17 protein-coding genes and 1 pseudogene are annotated in these 17,111 nt (G+C 46.7%); 3 read left to right on the forward strand and 15 right to left on the reverse strand.

The window, feature by feature from the left end; genetic code table 11:
- Window positions 1–31: 31 nt before the first annotated feature.
- Window positions 32–2,344, reverse strand: a complete 2,313-nt coding sequence (gene helD / locus SFC66_RS02950; protein WP_411217211.1) for an RNA polymerase recycling motor HelD — start codon at window positions 2,342–2,344, stop codon at window positions 32–34.
- A 235-nt stretch (window positions 2,345–2,579) separates the two neighbouring features.
- Between helD and SFC66_RS02955 the strand changes: the two genes are divergently transcribed.
- Window positions 2,580–3,803 carry an MFS transporter gene (locus SFC66_RS02955; protein WP_411217212.1) on the forward strand — a complete coding sequence of 408 codons (1,224 nt, stop codon included), beginning with the start codon at window positions 2,580–2,582 and terminating at the stop codon, window positions 3,801–3,803.
- Between the two features lie 36 nt (window positions 3,804–3,839).
- On the opposite strand, the gene SFC66_RS02960 is transcribed toward SFC66_RS02955, so the two are convergent.
- The 3 genes from SFC66_RS02960 to SFC66_RS02970 all read right to left on the reverse strand — a co-directional run bounded on the left by SFC66_RS02960 (window position 3,840) and on the right by SFC66_RS02970 (window position 5,783).
- A complete protein-coding gene (locus tag SFC66_RS02960; protein ID WP_411217213.1) occupies window positions 3,840–4,226 on the reverse strand; it encodes a RidA family protein in 387 nt (128 codons plus the stop codon).
- Window positions 4,227–4,282: 56 nt separating this feature from the next.
- On the reverse strand, window positions 4,283–5,194 hold the full coding sequence (locus tag SFC66_RS02965) for a DUF1002 domain-containing protein (RefSeq protein WP_411217214.1): 912 nt from the start codon (window positions 5,192–5,194) through the stop codon (window positions 4,283–4,285).
- Between the two features lie 151 nt (window positions 5,195–5,345).
- A complete protein-coding gene (locus SFC66_RS02970) occupies window positions 5,346–5,783 on the reverse strand; it encodes a DUF2188 domain-containing protein (RefSeq protein ID WP_411217215.1) in 438 nt (145 codons plus the stop codon).
- Between the two features lie 138 nt (window positions 5,784–5,921).
- Here SFC66_RS02970 and SFC66_RS02975 point away from each other — a divergent pair, with 138 nt between their 5' ends.
- A complete protein-coding gene (locus SFC66_RS02975) occupies window positions 5,922–6,929 on the forward strand; it encodes an NADP-dependent oxidoreductase (RefSeq protein WP_411217216.1) in 1,008 nt (335 codons plus the stop codon).
- A gap of 41 nt (window positions 6,930–6,970) precedes the next feature.
- Here the strand turns inward: SFC66_RS02975 and SFC66_RS02980 are convergent.
- The 10 genes and pseudogenes from SFC66_RS02980 to argC form a co-directional block, all read right to left on the reverse strand.
- Window positions 6,971–7,358: pseudogene (locus SFC66_RS02980) on the reverse strand (VOC family protein).
- 64 nt (window positions 7,359–7,422) lie between these two features.
- Entirely contained in the window at window positions 7,423–8,052 is a 630-nt protein-coding gene (locus tag SFC66_RS02985) for a class D sortase (protein ID WP_411217217.1), read from the reverse strand.
- 53 nt (window positions 8,053–8,105) lie between these two features.
- Window positions 8,106–8,606: an LPXTG cell wall anchor domain-containing protein gene (locus SFC66_RS02990; protein WP_411217218.1), complete on the reverse strand. Its 501-nt coding sequence runs from the start codon at window positions 8,604–8,606 to the stop codon at window positions 8,106–8,108.
- 160 nt (window positions 8,607–8,766) lie between these two features.
- A complete protein-coding gene (gene queF / locus SFC66_RS02995; RefSeq protein WP_411217219.1) occupies window positions 8,767–9,264 on the reverse strand; it encodes a preQ(1) synthase in 498 nt (165 codons plus the stop codon).
- A 41-nt stretch (window positions 9,265–9,305) separates the two neighbouring features.
- Entirely contained in the window at window positions 9,306–10,190 is an 885-nt protein-coding gene (gene rbsK / locus SFC66_RS03000) for a ribokinase (protein WP_411217220.1), read from the reverse strand.
- Between the two features lie 14 nt (window positions 10,191–10,204).
- The gene (purU, locus tag SFC66_RS03005; RefSeq protein ID WP_411217221.1) at window positions 10,205–11,098 is read right to left on the reverse strand and encodes a formyltetrahydrofolate deformylase; all 894 of its coding nucleotides are present in this window, start codon (window positions 11,096–11,098) and stop codon (window positions 10,205–10,207) included.
- Window positions 11,099–11,223: 125 nt separating this feature from the next.
- On the reverse strand, window positions 11,224–12,402 hold the full coding sequence (gene argD / locus SFC66_RS03010; RefSeq protein ID WP_411217222.1) for an acetylornithine transaminase: 1,179 nt from the start codon (window positions 12,400–12,402) through the stop codon (window positions 11,224–11,226).
- Window positions 12,395–13,195 (reverse strand): acetylglutamate kinase, encoded by an 801-nt coding sequence (gene argB, locus SFC66_RS03015; RefSeq protein WP_411217223.1) that lies wholly within the window; start codon window positions 13,193–13,195, stop codon window positions 12,395–12,397. Before argB ends, argD begins: the two co-directional genes overlap by 8 nt.
- 13 nt (window positions 13,196–13,208) lie before the next feature.
- On the reverse strand, window positions 13,209–14,432 hold the full coding sequence (gene argJ / locus SFC66_RS03020; protein WP_411217224.1) for a bifunctional glutamate N-acetyltransferase/amino-acid acetyltransferase ArgJ: 1,224 nt from the start codon (window positions 14,430–14,432) through the stop codon (window positions 13,209–13,211).
- Window positions 14,433–14,445: 13 nt separating this feature from the next.
- The gene (gene argC, locus SFC66_RS03025) at window positions 14,446–15,486 is read right to left on the reverse strand and encodes an N-acetyl-gamma-glutamyl-phosphate reductase (RefSeq protein ID WP_411217225.1); all 1,041 of its coding nucleotides are present in this window, start codon (window positions 15,484–15,486) and stop codon (window positions 14,446–14,448) included.
- A gap of 341 nt (window positions 15,487–15,827) precedes the next feature.
- Between argC and SFC66_RS03030 the strand changes: the two genes are divergently transcribed.
- Entirely contained in the window at window positions 15,828–16,082 is a 255-nt protein-coding gene (locus SFC66_RS03030) for an HPr family phosphocarrier protein (protein ID WP_038563758.1), read from the forward strand.
- A 36-nt stretch (window positions 16,083–16,118) separates the two neighbouring features.
- On the opposite strand, the gene SFC66_RS03035 is transcribed toward SFC66_RS03030, so the two are convergent.
- Window positions 16,119–17,063, reverse strand: a complete 945-nt coding sequence (locus SFC66_RS03035) for a fumarylacetoacetate hydrolase family protein (RefSeq protein WP_411217226.1) — start codon at window positions 17,061–17,063, stop codon at window positions 16,119–16,121.
- Window positions 17,064–17,111 lie beyond the last annotated feature (48 nt).

Consider the following 17,111-nt stretch of genomic DNA (forward strand, 5'->3'; position numbering starts at 1 on the left):
AAACAGGAATCCATCGCGGATTCCTGTTTTTTTATAGGCTTGTATACGTATTGTCTGCAGCATCTTCGATAAATGGACTCAAATTCCCGACACTGTACATATGCAATTCATGCATCGCCCTTGTACATGCTGTATACAGCAAGGTACGTTCCGATTCATGACCATATGCTGTGTCCGAGACATCATACAAAATGACAGCATCGAATTCGATGCCTTTGGCCAGATATGCCGGGATGACCGACAATCCTTTTTTATACTGTGAAGTTGTTTCCGTAATCAGATCCGCATCCATTTCTTCTTTGATCCAATCATGTGCTTCACTGCTCTCTTTGCTTGTCTTGCCAATGACGGCAATCGTTTCGTAACCTGCCTCTTGCAAGGAACGTATCTTTTCCATTATCAATTGACGTCGCTCGGATTCATCCGAAGCCTCTGTCACTGTCGGCAAATCTCCATCACGATTGAAAGGCTGAATCCTTTTCGCATGATCCAAAAGCTCTTTCGTAAAATCGACAATCTGTCTTGTCGAACGGTAACTGCGCCACAGCTCGATCCTGTGACTGTCGGCAGTATTGCCGGAAAGCACGTTTTCACCTGTCAGCGTGTGCGCCTGTATCGCCTGGTTGATATCACCAAGCAGCGTCATGCGTGCGTTAGGGAATGCCTGCTGCAAATAAGCGAACTGGAAAGCCGAATAATCCTGCGCTTCATCGATGAGTACATAACGAATCGATTTATCCGAACGATCTCCAAGCACCTTATCACGGAAATAAACAAACGGAGTCACATCTTCCCAACTCATATGCTTTTGGATAAGATTTTGTTTTGTCGTTTCATAAAGCTCCGGCCAGGAAGCAGGCATTTCCGGACGCGTCTCCGATTTCAGCATACGCAAATACGATTTTTTCACATTGATGAAAGCATGCTTGCGGACTTTTTTGATCAGAGGGCGCAGCTTCCGTTCGACAACCCACTTCCGGAGGATTTCTTCTTCTTGTTTGTTCTCCTCAAAATCATCGGTTTCTGAGCGGTCTTTTTTCTGAAGCTCGGAAAAGGCTTGGACATAATCTTCCTTCTCCATCAATTCGACTTCTTCCCGTACCCAATCCTTCCTTGTTTCCCATTCGCCCCATAACTGGAGCTTTTCGACGATCCAGGCTGCTGTCAATTCGGCACGATTGGAAATCGGCAATGTATTGGATAAGCTGTAGAAATAAGACTGGATTTCCTGCTTGCTCACGATACGCTGCTTGCGGAAGCTCACATCTTTGAAAATCAAACCTGCTGTCTTGAACTCCTCCAGCTTATCATCGATATAACGCTTGAAATCCAAGCTTGCTTTGTACTGGATACCAGCAAGTCGCTGCTCTTTTTCTTCATATGATGCCAGAAGCATATACTCCATCTGTTCAAATGGCGTTTCGATCGTTTCCCTGCCTTTCAGCTGGGCATCCATATGAGCATAGAACGTAGCTTGCTTCATATTGTCTTCCCCTAGCTCCGGAAGTACGTTGGATACATAGCTGTTGAACAGCGGGTTCGGTGATAGCAAAACGATGTTCTCAGCTGTGATGCGATCGCGATAATGATACAGCAGATATGCTACCCGCTGCAGTGCAGCAGATGTTTTCCCACTGCCTGCCGCGCCTTGGACGATCAAATTAGCCGCAGATTCATTACGGATGATTTGATTCTGTTCTTTCTGGATCGTCGCGACGATACTCTTCATCTCGGTGCTTGCATTGCCGCCCAGAACATATTGCAGCAAGCTGTCCCCGATCGTCACACCTGTATCGAATAAAGCCACCATTTTTCCATTCCGGATGATGAACTGGCGTTTCAGCGTCATATCGCCCTCGATCTTGCCTTCGATTGTTTCATATGAGGCTTGTCCAGGCGAGAAGTCATAATACATGCTGGAGATTGGTGCCCGCCAATCATATATCAGGAAATCTTCTTCCTTTTCATCCATCAAACTTGCCAAGCCGACATAAATCTCCTCGTCATGCTCCGCACCTTTTTCCTTGAAATCGATACGGCCGAAATAAGGATTGCGCTGCAATCGGTCGAGTGTTTTCACTTCATTATGGATTTGCTGATGTGTCCGTTCGCGCTCACCTAAAAGCTCTGCTTGCTGCTTCAGGCTGGCTTGAGTTTCATTCACATCATCCGGTTCATCCAAGTTGACCGTAACATCTTCCCAGAAATTTTTGCGCAGATCGATTACTTTCTCGCGCAAGCCTTGAATCAAACCTGCTGTTTTTTCCCGTTTCTTTTCAATCGTTTCCTGCACACGGGCAACACGGGCTTGTTCGTCTTTTAAGTCCTTCTCCTCTTCCGTCATACTGGCATCCCTCCAAAGCATTTGACATGTATATATAAATAATGTATAATTTTAGATGGTTTGCTAAATTATGTTATATTAGCAGAACATCCTCTATTTTATCATGTTCATTCTTCCCCTGCAATTTTTCTCTATCCTTTCATTGCCAGGCTATCCTTTTGCATATCTTTTCTATTCGTGTGTATAATTAGTTAGGGAAACGAAATATTAACGCGAAAGAAGTGTTTATCACCTAATGACAGACGAACAGCTCGCAAAACGCAATCTGTTTATCATGTGGTTCGCCAACTTCTTCATTTCGGCGAGCTTAAGTATGATCATGCCATTTCTATCTCTATATATTTCTTCATTCGGAACATTGTCCGACCGCGAGGTGCAAAGCTGGTCTGGTATCATTTTCGGGGTGACTTTTGTTACCGCCTTCATCTGTTCACCGTTCTGGGGCAAACTCGGCGACAGACATGGCCGGAAGCTTATCTTGATTATATCTTCCTTCGGCATGGGGATTTCGATTCTCCTGCTTGGATTCACCGAAAATGTCTGGCAGCTTTTCGCACTCCGGTTGTTCATGGGGATTTTCACGGGATTCATCGGTATATCCCAAGCATTCATCTCGACACAGACACCAAGCCACATTGCCGGCCGGGTACTCGGCACCTTACAGACCGGAAGTATCACGGGCATGCTTTTCGGTCCGATGATAGGCGGTATTCTAGCTGACAGCATCGGCTTTCACGGGACGTTCCTGCTTGTATCGATCAGCGTTTTCACCTCTGCTGTGCTGGTCACATTCGGGACGAAGGAATATCCCGTCAAGGTGCAAAATGGCGAAAAGGCACACTACAGTACCAAGGAGGTACTCGCGCATATATTGCGCGACCCGATCCTTCTAGTTGTGCTCATTTTAAGTTCCTTGATACAGATTGCCAATTTCAGTGTGCAGCCGATTTTATCTTTGTATGTCCAGGAGCTGCACGGACCTGAGAATATCGCTTTCTACTCTGGAATCGCTTTTTCAGCAGCTGGACTCGGCAATCTGCTCCTTACGAGGACTTGGGGCAAACTCGGGGACCGTATCGGCTATATCAAAATCCTGATCGGCCTCATTTTTGCAGCTGGTATCGTTTATATCCCCGGCGCACTGGTTGGTTCCGTATGGCAGCTTGCCATCATACGTTTGCTGCTCGGCATGGCAATCGGCGGTATCATTCCACTGCGTGTCGCCTATATCCGTCAGGCGGCTCCGCTTACCATGCAAGGGGAAGTGCTGGGATACAATAACAGCCTCCGCTTCCTCGGGAACTTCATCGGTCCGGTGCTTGGCGGAATGATGGCTGGTTACTTTGGCTTCTCGGCTGTCTTTTATATGACGAGTGCATTGCTCATCATCTGCGGTTTCACCTTGCTTACTGCCCATATCAGGAATAACCGCACAGAGACAGAGACTTCTTCCATTTAAAAAAGGATTGCCGAACATATCGGCAATCCTTTTTCCTTACATATTGAAGCTTCGTACAGCAATTGCTTCGATTTCCACTTTTGCTCCTTTAGGAAGCTTGGATATCTCCACTGTTGCACGTGCAGGATATGGCTCGGACAAATGACGTCCGTATACTTCATTCACAGCTGTAAAATCATCCAAGGAAGTAAGGAAAATCGTCGTTTTCACCACTTGGTCGAATGACAAGTTCGCTTCCTCCAAAATCGCAGTCAGATTCTTCATTACCTGATCCGTTTGTTCCTCGATCGTATCCGGCATCTCTCCTGTTGCCGGGTCCAACGGTATCTGTCCGGAAATATAAACAGTGCCTGCTGTTTCCACAGCTTGGGAATAAGGTCCGATCGCTTGTGGTGCTTTGTCAGTTTGAATGATATTGCGCATACTCATCTCTCCTATTTAAAAGATTAACACTAGTCTAAAAAGATTCATCTCAACTTCTAAAACAGATTTTTGAAGAAGTCACCAGTCGACTTGAAGAAATCCTTCACACTTTGCCAGAAACCATCATTTCCGGCTACTTCATCAATCTTGTCCTGAATCGTGGTAGCAATGTCATCCAGCTGTGATTTCACGCCATCAAAATTGATATCCAGCTGACGCATCTTATCGAAAAGATCGATGAGCAGCTGACGGTCTTCATCGCTCAAGTTGATTTCCAGCTTGCTCAGCTGATCAGATACAATCTGTTCCACATCTTCCCGCGTCGCAGGATTCTGATCGGCAATTTCCTGTTTGATATCGGTCAAAAGCTGGGTAACCTTCTCGTTATCCATGCCTTCCTTCTGCGCCAGATCCGTTGCCAGATCGAGCTCGTCATTCGCAACTTCCGTCCGTTCCGGATCCAGGTTGCCATCCGCTGTATCATAGGCTTTGTAAATACCCGTCAAAGCGGAGTGGCCGCTCACTTTCACCGGGGATGCCACTTCTACAGTCGCATCCTCGATTCCAGCCGTCAGCAAAGCATTCTTATACATATCGACAGTCACCTGTGTGATATTGTCAGGTGTGACAATCTGGACATCAAGCCCATGTCCCGCGTCTTCCCTTGTGATCATCGCTGAAGAATACATTCTGGAGTTGGCGTCCCCATTTATGTATTTCACGATATCGTCGGCTGTAACCGGGATTTCTTCTATATTATCTGTATTCGTTACACCAAGGTCTTCCCTGACTTGATCTTTTTGTGCTTCTGACAAAGAATCTCCAACGACGACAATCGGCAAGCCGAATTTCTCATTGATACTATCCGTGTTCTTTCCTGTATTCGCGGATACAACATCGGAAAAGGCAAAGCTAAGCATCAAAACGAATGCTGCACATGCCACCATGCATTTGGTTAATCCTCTCATGGAAAAATCCACCTTTTCTCATAATGGTCTTGCTTTCCCCATTATAAGCTTTTCCAGAAATAAATAAAGTCTTATCTTGGACTGCGCCGCGAGACGTAGATGTAAGAAGACAAGCAAAAAAAGCTGCATCGTGGCTGATGCAGCTTTTTCCCTAAGCTCGTTTCTGAACGGAACCATCTTTTTTATGGATGATTGTCTCTGTTCCTTTATTTTCGGCAATCTCTTTTGCACGTTTGATTGCGTCCTGCTTGTTATCGAAAACCTGTGACGGCCTTTTTGATCCTTTAGCCTGCACTGCCCAGCCATCCTCATGTGGCACGACTTCCTCCGCATTATCAATTAAGTCCGGATTGCTATGCGAGGCATTTGAGTCACGTGTAATCGGATCATCGTTCTTCAGAAAATCTTTCACTTCCTTTTCAGAAGCGTTCGACTTCCATTCTTTCGCCTGATTGGTCGCAATGGGAATAGCTCTGCCCTCATCGTACCCTTCATCCACCATCGCATTGGCGATTTCTATGGCTTTCTTTTTCACTGGCTTGTCCAAATTCTTAAGCGAAGCAGGATAATCGTTCATCGTCCATGGCATGCTAAAAACTCCTTTGCGTATTTTTTATGTACATACTATTCCCGCTGCTGTATGCACGAAACGCAATAAGCAAAAGAGTTGTCTGAGCTGCTGACCCGTTTTACAATTGCCGTATCACGAAAAAGGAGATGATGCCTCATGGCGAAAAACGAAGAAATACAACTGGCAGAACGTCCAGAAGGCACACCAACGAAAGATACTTTCCGCTTTGTCGAAACGGAAATCCCGGAACTTAAGGAAGGACAGGTGCTTATCAAAAGCATCTATATCAGCGTCGATCCTTATATGCGCGGCCGGATGAACGATACGAAATCCTATGTACCGCCATTTGAGCTCGATGCTCCAATTGCAGGCGGAATCGTAGGTCAAGTTGCCGAATCCAAATCAGATAAATTCCAAAAGGGTGATTTTGTGCTCGGCAACTTGCCGTGGTCTCGTTATAGCACTGCCGACCCCCAGAATCTGCAAAAAGTCGATCCGGAACTAGGACCGATTTCCACTGCATTAGGCGTGTTGGGCATGCCAGGTCTCACAGCCTATTTTGGTTTGACCGATATCGGTGAACCAAAATCCGGAGAAACCGTTGTCGTATCCGGTGCTGCTGGTGCAGTCGGATCAACTGTTGTCCAGATTGCCAAAATCCTTGGAGCACGCGTCGTCGGCATTGCCGGTTCCCTGAAAAAACTTGACTATGTCAAAAACACACTTGGTGCGGATGAGGTAATCAATTATAAAGAAGACGATGTGGCAAAAGCGCTTGAAAAAGCTTGTCCAGATGGCGTCGATGTTTACTTCGACAACGTCGGCGGACCTGTATCCGATGCTGTTTATCCACTGCTGAACGCACACGCGCGCATTCCGCTTTGCGGCAGCATCTCTTCTTACAATAAAAAAGAAGACCAAGGACCGCGCGTTCACGGCTACCTTGTCAAATCCAAAGCCAAGATGCAAGGTTTCATCGTCGGCGACTACAGCGATTGGTTCGCTGAAGGAAAGAAACAACTTTCCGAATGGTTCAGCCAGGGCAAACTTACATTTGAAGAAAATGTCGTGGATGGATTTGAAAACGTCCCGGATGCATTTCTTGGATTGTTCAAGGGTGAGAATCTTGGTAAACAATTAGTGAAAGTAGCAAACGAGGAATAATGCAAAAGCCTGACAGAATGTACACTGTCAGGCTTTCTTCTTTATACATTTTGCACAATCTGAATAAGGTTGCCGCATGTGTCGTCAAATACAGCTAATACGAGATTACCCATTTCCTTCGGTTCCACTGTGAACTTCACACCTAGCTCCACTAACCGTTTGTACTCTTTTGCAATATCCGTCACACCAAACATCGTTGCCGGGATGCCTTGGGTGGATAGCTTTTCTTGGTACTCTTTTGCAATGGGATTGTTATTTGGTTCAAGCAGAAGCTCGGTGCCATTTTCATCATCAGGCGAAACCAACGTAATCCACCTGAATTCCCCGGCTGGCTCATCATGTTTTTTTTACAAACCCAAGCTTTTTGGTATAAAACGCCAACGCTTTGTACTGATCGTCTACAAAAATACTGTTCACAATGATATTCAAGAATTATTACCCCTCATGTTTTGAGTGCTGAACGCACTGCTAAGAATTATATTTGCTGCATTTTTTAGTCTGCTTCCCCTATTAACTCCCCTTGAATGATGTACCGCTGTTCAGCGTGTCCGACAAAATCAAAAGGATAACAAGTTGTTAATGTCAATGTAGCAGTTTCCTTCGGGACAATGACCGATCTGTCATCATCATCCGTAATCCAAATATCTGTTATTTGATAGGTATAATCTGTGTCACCCATTGTGACAAGCAGATGATCCCCTTCCACTAATTCCCCGAGTTCCACAAAAACAGTATCTCGATGCCCGCTCAGTACAGTGTGCCTTTTTCCAGCTGGCGTTGTGGTACTATCGCTTTCCATCATGCCCACACCTTTTGTCAGCGTGTCTTCATCCGTTCCCCAGAATACCGAGAACTTTTGTTGTATCTTTGGAATGGAAAGCATGGCGACTTTTTCACCAGTTTGGTAATTTTCATCTTCCGCGAGCACAGCCGGCGATTCTTTTGGCTGCTCCTTTTTGACACTTTCCTGATCGGTAGTTTCCTTTATGATTGCTTCAGCCTCTACTTTATCTTCCTCGCTGTATTCCTCCGCCGAAGATGCGCTAGTATACCATTGCGTGAACGTGTAAATCCCTAAGAGGATACCTGCAAAAAGGAAAGTAAAACCGATTATCTTTTTCATCTCAAACACCCCTTAAAGGAAAAAGACCGGACAACTGTCCAGTCTCATTGTGTTTATGCTCTTTGCTTCTTGTTAATGACGAGTGTTACAAGACCAGCAGCCGCAAGTCCGCCGCTAATCAACATCAATACACCAGTATTCGTTGCTGTTTTCGGCAGCTCTTCACCTTGCTGTGCACTAGCTGCTTCTTCACTCTCTGTAGAAGCAGAAGACTCGTCAGTCGTTGTGGATCCATCAGAATCATCGTTCGCGGAGGCGGCAGTGTCATTATTATCTTCTTCTTCTGCAGTGTTAGCTTCTGTGTCTGTTTGTGTTTGGTCTTTATACTTATCGATGGCAGCTTGATCTGCTTCACAAGGAAGCCCATCATTATCACGATCCAAGCCATGAGGATCATTACTGGCACTATAATTATTATCCACCCAGAATTTCGCAATAGCATCTGCATCACCGTTAAAATCAGGACAGTTCTTATCGTCAGCAGCACTCACACTTCCGCCAAATCCGACAACCAGCAACACTAGCACAAAAAAGCCTGAAATAAATTTAGACATTTGCCTCTCCTTTAAAATATGTATTTTCACCTCATATATTACACGGAAATCTAATTTTCGCTACCCTTTCGACAATCAAAGTAATAGTTCGACATACACTGACAGGTAAAGCGCCGCATAAAAAGAACCAGAATTCGATAGAATTCTGGTTCTCGTTTATTTATCTATTATCCACTTTCTCCGGATACATATCATGGTTCATCATGCGATGATCTGCCATTTGCTCGTACTTCGTGCCTGGACGGCCGTAGTTGACGTATGGATCGATGGAGATTCCGCCGCGTGGCGTGAACTTGCCCCATACTTCGATGTAGCGTGGGTTCATCAGTTCTTTCAGGTCATTTAAGATGATGTTGATGCAATCTTCATGGAAGTCGCCATGGTTGCGGAAGCTGAATAGATACAGTTTCAGCGATTTGCTTTCCACCATTTTTTCATCCGGAATGTAGCTGATGTACACTGTGCCGAAGTCCGGCTGGTTTGTGATCGGGCATAGCGTCGTGAATTCCGGACAGTTGAATTTCACGAAATAATCGCGATACACGTGTTTATTGTCAAAGGTTTCGAGAACCTCGGGTTTATAGTCGAAGTCGTACACATTGTTTTGGTTGCCAAGCAATGTTACGTCTGTCATTTCTTCAGGGTTTCTTCCTGCCATTTGTCTTCCTCCTTGCTGCTGATTTACACAAGCGTTTCTTATTATAAAGGATTTTGTCCATTTTGTCTCAAAAAGCTGATGACCTCATCATGTAACGGCATGCCAGCTTGCGCGCCATGCGAAACAATCTGCAATGCTGCGGCTGCGTTGGCATAGCTGCACGCTTCTGAAAGCGCACTGCCACTTGCCAGCTGAAATGCAAGTGCTGCATTGAATGTATCTCCAGCGCCTGTCGTGTCGACTGGCTGGACAGGAAATGCTTCCACATGTCCGCCGCTGTAGATGACCCCGTCTTCCCCTTTTGTGATGACAAGTTTATCTGCATATTCCTTCAGTGCTTTTTCCGTATCATCAAATAAGACGGCTGCCTCGGATTCATTTGGTGTGATCCAAGCTGCCTGTTCGATGACTTCAAGCGGAAGCTGCTGAGCAGGCGCTGGATTCAATATGTATGGTACATTTGCTTCCTTGCAGCATCTTGCAGCTGCCAAGACTGTCTCCATCGGGATCTCAAGCTGTATGAGGACGATGTCACTTGCTGCGATGACTTCTCGTTTTACTTCGATGGATGACGGCGTCAGCGCAAAGTTCGCTCCGGGAATGACCGTGATACTATTATCACCATCCACCACTTGGATGACAGCCACACCGGATGATGTGTCTGCTCTTCCGATGTGGTCTGTCCGTACGCCTTCTTGGTGCAGCACGTGCATCAGTTCATTTCCGAAAGGATCTTGTCCGACCATGCCGATCATCGTCACTTCCGCACCCAGTCTGCTGGCAGCAACTGCTTGATTGGCACCTTTGCCGCCCGGGAATGTTTCAAAACGCTCTCCAAGTATTGTTTCACCAGCCATCGGACGTTTGACGGAAGTTGCCGTCAAGTCCATATTCAGACTGCCGATTACTGTTATCTTCGGCTTCACAAGCCCTTCCCCCTTTAAAATACGATCGTTTTATTGCCATGGACGATCACACGATCATCCACATGCCATTTCATCGCCCGCATCAATACACTGCGCTCCACAAGGCGACCGACACGTTTCAGATCCTCTGCTTTATCTTTGTGATTGACCCGATGGATATCCTGCTCGATGATCGGTCCTTCATCCAAATCGGATGTTACATAGTGACTCGTTGCCCCAATCAGTTTCACACCGCGTTCAAAGGCGCGTTCATATGGTTTCGCACCAATGAAGGCCGGCAGGAAACTATGGTGGATATTGATGATGTTGTTTTTATAGTTATCCAGGAATGCAGGTGTAAGGATCTGCATGTATCTGGCAAGAATGACAGTGTCGATATTGTATTGTTCCAATAACTCCAGCTGCTGGCGTTCTGCTTGCTGCCGGATATCCTTATTGGCAGGGATATGGTGGAACGGTATTCCATATGTTTCCGCTAGTTCACGCGCATCTTCATGATTGCTGACAATCACCGCCAGGTCAGCCATGAGGTTCCCACTTTGGTATTCCCAAAGGATTTCCTGCAGGCAGTGCAGCTCTTTTGAAACGAATAATGCGAGCTTTTTCAGATTACGCACGCGCACAAGCTGCCATTCCATCTGGAAATGGTCTGCAATCAGCTGGAACCCGTCCTCCAGCCGAGTGTCACCATCTTGCTGGCATTCGAATTCAATCCGGAGGAAAAAGCTGCCGCCATCCGGATCTGTCGTGTATTGGTTCGATTCCATGATATTCGCTTGCTGCTTAAAAAGAAATTCAGAAACTGCTGCCACAATTCCTGGCTGATCGGGACAGGAAATGACGATCCGGTATCTGTTTTCATTCTGCTGCTGGAAAGCTTTGATTTTTTCTAGATAATGTACGCCCATGACTAACCTCCTAATATTCTTCTATCTTAACGATTGTATCCAATTTCGACAACCGATTTTGATGACAAAAAAATACGACTCCAAAGGGATTGGAATCGTATTTATTGTATGAGTGCCGTGTTGCTTTATGCACCTGCAATCTGCTTCAAAGTCTCGATGCAAAAATCGATTTCCGCTTTATTCGTATTGAGCGGCGGCAAGATGCGTAAAACATGTTCCCCGGCTACCAGCACGAGCAAGCCAAGCTCGCGGGCCTCATGAACCAGTGCAATCGCTTTACCTGTCGTTCCCAGGCCAAGCAGCAAGCCCTTCCCGCGCACATCGGTGAACGCACCCGACTCAGCTGCAATCTTTTCCAGTTCCGCACGGAAATAATCAGCACTCTCCTGCACTTCAATCAAAAACGAAGGATTCGTGATCACTTCCAACGTGGCTTTCCCTGCAGCTGCCGCGACAGGGTTGCCGCCAAAAGTACTGCCATGGCTTCCTGCTTCAAAAGCTGCTGCTGCTTTACTGCCAGCGAGCATCGCGCCAATCGGAATACCGGAAGCAAGTCCTTTTGCAGTCGTCAGCACATCAGGCTCGACATCATACTGCTCATAAGCATAAAGCGTTCCGGTGCGTCCGACGCCGGTTTGCACTTCATCCAGCATGAACAGCACATCATGTTCCTTGCACAGACGTTCCACTTCTTTTATCCATGCAGCATCAGCAGGGATGACGCCGCCTTCGCCTTGGACGAGCTCGACTAAAACACCGCATGTATCCGGTCCGATCAGCTGATCAAGCGCAGCGATATCATTATACGGGAGATAGCGGAAACCTTTTGCCAAAGGGGCGAAATGCTTCTGGATCTTTTCTTGACCAGTTGCGGCAAGCGTCGCAAGCGTCCTGCCATGGAAGGATTGACTGAATGTGACGACCTCGAATGCTGTTGTCCCTTTCACTTTTTGGGCGTAGCTGCGCGCCAGCTTGATTGCTGCTTCATTTGCTTCTGCACCGCTATTGCCAAAGAATACTTTATCAGCAAATGTATGGACAGTCAGAAGCTCTGCCAGCTGTTCCTGAATTGGAATATGATAAAGGTTGGAGCAATGCCAAAGTGTATCCAGCTGATCTTTGACAGCTTCTTTCACTGTTTCCGGGGCATGGCCCAAATTGCATGTAGCAATTCCGGCTGTATAATCAAGATATTGTTTACCAGCATCATCCCAGACATAGCTTCCTTCCCCTTTGGTGATGGAAATCGGAAATCTGCTGTAAGTCGGCATGACGGAAGATGTGAGTGTATTTGTTTCAGACATGATGTGCCTCCTCTGATAGAGTGATGGTTGTGCCTGTGACTTTTCCTTCGACCAGCTGCAGCAAGCTGTCAGCTGCCAGCCCATTGACAATGGTGACCTTTCTTGCTCCATGCTCCAAAGCTTCCATTGCCGCTCGGACCTTCGGAATCATGCCATCCTTGATGAGTCCTTCCTCGATCATCTGCTTCAATTGCTTGTCGGTTACATTCGGCAGCATCTGTTTTTGTCCTTCTGTTTCCCGGTAAATGCCCGGAATGTCGCTGATAAAACATAGTTCTGCCTGCAGCGCCCGTGCTATGGCTGATGCTGCCAAATCGGCATTGATGTTGAAGCGGGAATTCCCTTTGCCGCCAGCAAGCGGGGAAATGACTGGGATATTGCCCTGGGAGACAATTTGCTGTATCAAACTGATATTCACCTCTGTCACGTTTCCGACTAGGCCGAGCTTATCTGCATTATCTACAGGTTCTGCGTACAGCAGCTTGCCATCCAACCCGCTCACGCCATAAGCATCGGTACGGGCCATCAGCTTCCGGACGAGAAATTTATTCATGGCACCGCTTAGCGCCATCTCGACAACGTCCAATACTTCTTCTGTCGTCACCCGGAGGCCATCGACGAATTCCGTCTTTACGCCTGTCTGTTCCAATAATTCATTGATCAGCTTGCCGCCTCCGTGCACGATGACAGGCTTCCAATTACCTTGCTGCTGAATGGCTGCGATATCGTCATAGAAACTCTCCGGCAGCCGATCGATGATGCTGCCGCCACACTTGATGACCAGGTAATTCATCTCACAGCCCCCTTCACGTCCGGTAGGAAGCATTGATTTTGACGTAATCATATGACAGATCGCAGCCCCAGGCCGTTGCTTCCCCGTTTCCTTCCTGCAAATCAATCGTGATGATGACCGTTTCCTGCTTCAAATGCCCACTTGCTTTTGCTTCATCGAATAATGTCGGTGTCCCTTCCTGAACGACGATGATATCACCAAGCCAAACGGATATTTTTTCCGGAGCGAAAGAAGCCCCGCTATACCCAGCTGCTGTAATGATACGCCCCCAGTTCGGATCAGCACCATAGACTGCCGCCTTTACAAGATTGGATGCAACGACCGCTTTGCCTATTTTCCTTGCCTCATCTGCTGATTGGGCATGCTGCACCCGGACTTCGACTAGCTTTGTCGCCCCTTCACCGTCGCGCGCGATTTTCTTCGCCAACTCCTGTGATACGTATTGGAAGGCTGCAGAAAATTTCTCCCACTCCCGATGCACCGGGTTAAGCTCCTCATTGCCTGCTTTTCCGTTTGCCAGCACAAGCACCATATCGTTTGTACTCGTATCTCCATCCACCGTGATCATATTGTAGGATTCATCTGTCGTCGTCTTCAGCAGCTGCTCCAGTGCATCATTCGGAATGACAGCATCTGTCGTCATGAAAGCAAGCATGGTAGCCATATTCGGATGAATCATGCCGGAACCTTTAGCCGCACCGCCGATCGTGATTTCCATGCCATCGATTTCTACACTGACAGCCACTTGCTTTGTACATGTATCCGTCGTCAAGATAGCTTGGGCGAAATCGTCTGCTTGCCCTTCTCCTGAAATGGACTGGATGCCTGCCATGATCTTATCCATCGGCAGCTGGACACCGATCAGTCCAGTGGACGCCACTGCCGCATGCTGTACTTCAATTCCGACCTGATCGGCAAAGGCTTTGCGCATTCGATAGGCATTAGCCAAGCCTTCTTCCCCAGTACAAGCATTCGCATTGGCACTGTTGACGACTATTGCCTGCAGCTTGCCTTCTTGCAGTATACTCTCTTCCGTCACTAGAAGCGGAGCAGCCCGGAAAGCGTTCAATGTATAAACACCCGCAGCTGCTGCCGGAACGTCCGAATGAACCCATCCCATATCCAGTTTGTTATGTTTGCGAAGGCCAATAGCGACACCGCCAGCTTGGAATCCAGCTGGACTAGTGATCGTTCCATTCTCGATAACTGTATAATCTGACTGTGCTGTCTTTATCATTTGATCCTCTCCCTTATGGATAAACCGGCAGCATCCACAATCCCGTTGTCTGCTCCCAGCCCTGCATGATATTCATATTCTGGATGGCCTGGCCTGCTGCTCCTTTTACAAGATTGTCGATGACCGATACAACGGTCATCCTATTCGTCCGTTTGTCCAGATATAAACCGATATCACAGAAATTACTTGTCGCTACTTCCTTTGTTGCCGGCCATTCGCCTAGTTGTCTAAGGCGGACGAACGGATGTGAACTGTAATAATTTTTGTATGATTCCAATAATTCAGTTTCCGTTATGTCCTTTTGCAGGTCAGCATATATGGTAGCCATGATGCCGCGGGTCATAGGCACAAGCTGCGTGGAAAAACTGATAGGCTGTGCTGCCGCCCCTCCCGCTTCAGCCAGAAGCTGTTCTATTTCAGGTATGTGTTTATGCGTGCCTAACTTATAGGCTTTCATATTTTCATTGATTTCACTGTAATGCGCCACAGCACTTGGAGACTTACCCGCTCCGGAAAGACCTGATTTGGCGTCGATGATGATCGATGCTGGATTGATCAGGCTGTTATGTACAGCCGGTAACAAACCAAGTAAGGATGCTGTTGGATAACAGCCGGGGTTCGCAACAAAATCCGCTTCCGCTATCGAGCTTTTATTCCATTCGGGCAGCCCGTAGACGGCCTTTTCTAGCAATTGAGGCGGAGCTGGGTCTTCGTTGTACCACCGCTTGTATACGGAAGGATCCTTCAAACGGAAATCACCCGCCAGATCCACACAGCGGATGCCTGCATCGGCTAATGGAGGCAGCAAATCCCTGCTCACGCCAGGAGGAGCTGCAAAAAAGGCAAAATCCACTTTTTCCTTTAGCGCTGCAACATCGAATGTTTCCATGTTTCCCTCGATAAAGCCATCTGTGTGCGGATACAAGGATGTTAATGATTTGCCCGCACTGGAATGAGAAATGATTGCCTGCACTTCTGCATATGGATGTATATGTAAAAGCCGAAGCAATTCCACCGCTCCATAACCTGTACCGCCTATTATTGCGACTTTCACGAACGTAACCTCCTAAGAATAAGTATGAATTAGTTAGTAATTATACTTTAGTATGTATTTTTATTCAATAGTTAGTTTGGGGATTTTATTGCTGGATAATAGGACCGTATATGGGTGATTCAGATTTTCTTCAGGTTTGAAAATAATCAATTCTATTATAAAGAACAGTACTTTAGCAGTCCTGAATGCATGCGCACACAAAAATCGTTGCACTCGCCATATAATATGTTATACTGCTACCAAGTATAACTGTAAGCGCTAACATCATGTTGTTCTTGCACTTTTATCTTGCTGCTGTAAAATTTATCATGGCAAAATCGTTAGTTAAAGGAGAATGACTTATGCGATCGAAGAAAACACTCATTCATGCTGCAGTGGATATCAATCAAACCGCCAATCAGTTCAAATCAAGTATTGTGTTAGTGATGGACAATAAAGTAGTGGATGCCAAGAGTATGCTCGGACTGTCCAATAGTGTACTCACGTCGGATTTTTTCCGCTTGGAGATATATGGGGAAGATGCTGAAGAGGCAAAGAAGGCAATGCGGGATGTATTTCTCAGCAATGGCCTCCCTGTGGAAATAAGCAATAAATAATAAAGACAGCTCCGAATAAGCGGAGCTGTCTTTTCTTCAGGAACGGGATGGCTTGGGAATGATCGTATTTCGGAGCTGCCCTATTCCTTCGATTTCGATTTCGACTACATCACCTTTTTTCAGGAACTGCGGCGGATCCATGGCAAAACCGACTCCATCAGGTGTTCCTGTCATGATGACGTCCCCCGGCTCCAATGTCATGATGCCGGAAATGAAAGAAATCAAGTGCGGAACCGAAAAGATCAGATTCTTGGTATTGGAGTCCTGTCGTTTTTCCCCATTTACAAATGTACGTATCGAAAGATTGGATACATCTTCGATTTCTTCTGCCGTAACAAGATGCGGCCCCATCGGAGCACTGCGATCCAATGTCTTTCCTTGCAGGAATTGCGGTGTCCGGCGCTGTAAGTCACGTGCTGAGACGTCATTGGCAATAGTATATCCTGCTATGTAGTCCATTGCCTCGTTTTCAGCTACTTCCTGCGCCCTTCTGCCGATCACGACTGCCAATTCGCCTTCGTAATCCAGTTTTTCAGTAAGCTTCGAATGATAGACGCCTTGATCATGTGCACAGACAGCATTGGGGAATTTCCCGAAAAGCACCGGGTACTCAGGTAGCTCACGTCCCATTTCCTCGATATGATCCCGGTAGTTCAAGCCGACGCAGACAATTTTCCCCGGCCGCGGCACAGGAGGTCCAAGAATGACTTCTTCCGTTCTGTACTGCACATCCTCCAGTCCTTCTGCCAGTGCAAATGCTTCAGCGCGAAAAGCACGCTTCAAAGCATGCGGTCCCATGCTGTAAAAAGCATTCGGATCGGCTGGAAGCAAACTTTCCACTGTCATTGCCAAATCCAGTTCATCCTCTGCCAGCAAATACTGTCTATATGCTCCTTGCAAATCGATGATACGTCCTTCCACTCGGCTGCCGATCCGATATGGCTGCAGGTCTTTGCCAACTTTATAAGCTACTAGCTTCATCCAAATCCTCTCCTTTTATGCGAATACTCAAAATTGATTCTCTCTTTC

This window comes from Terribacillus saccharophilus (assembly GCF_046592895.1).
GTDB lineage: Bacteria > Bacillota > Bacilli > Bacillales > Amphibacillaceae > Terribacillus > Terribacillus saccharophilus_D.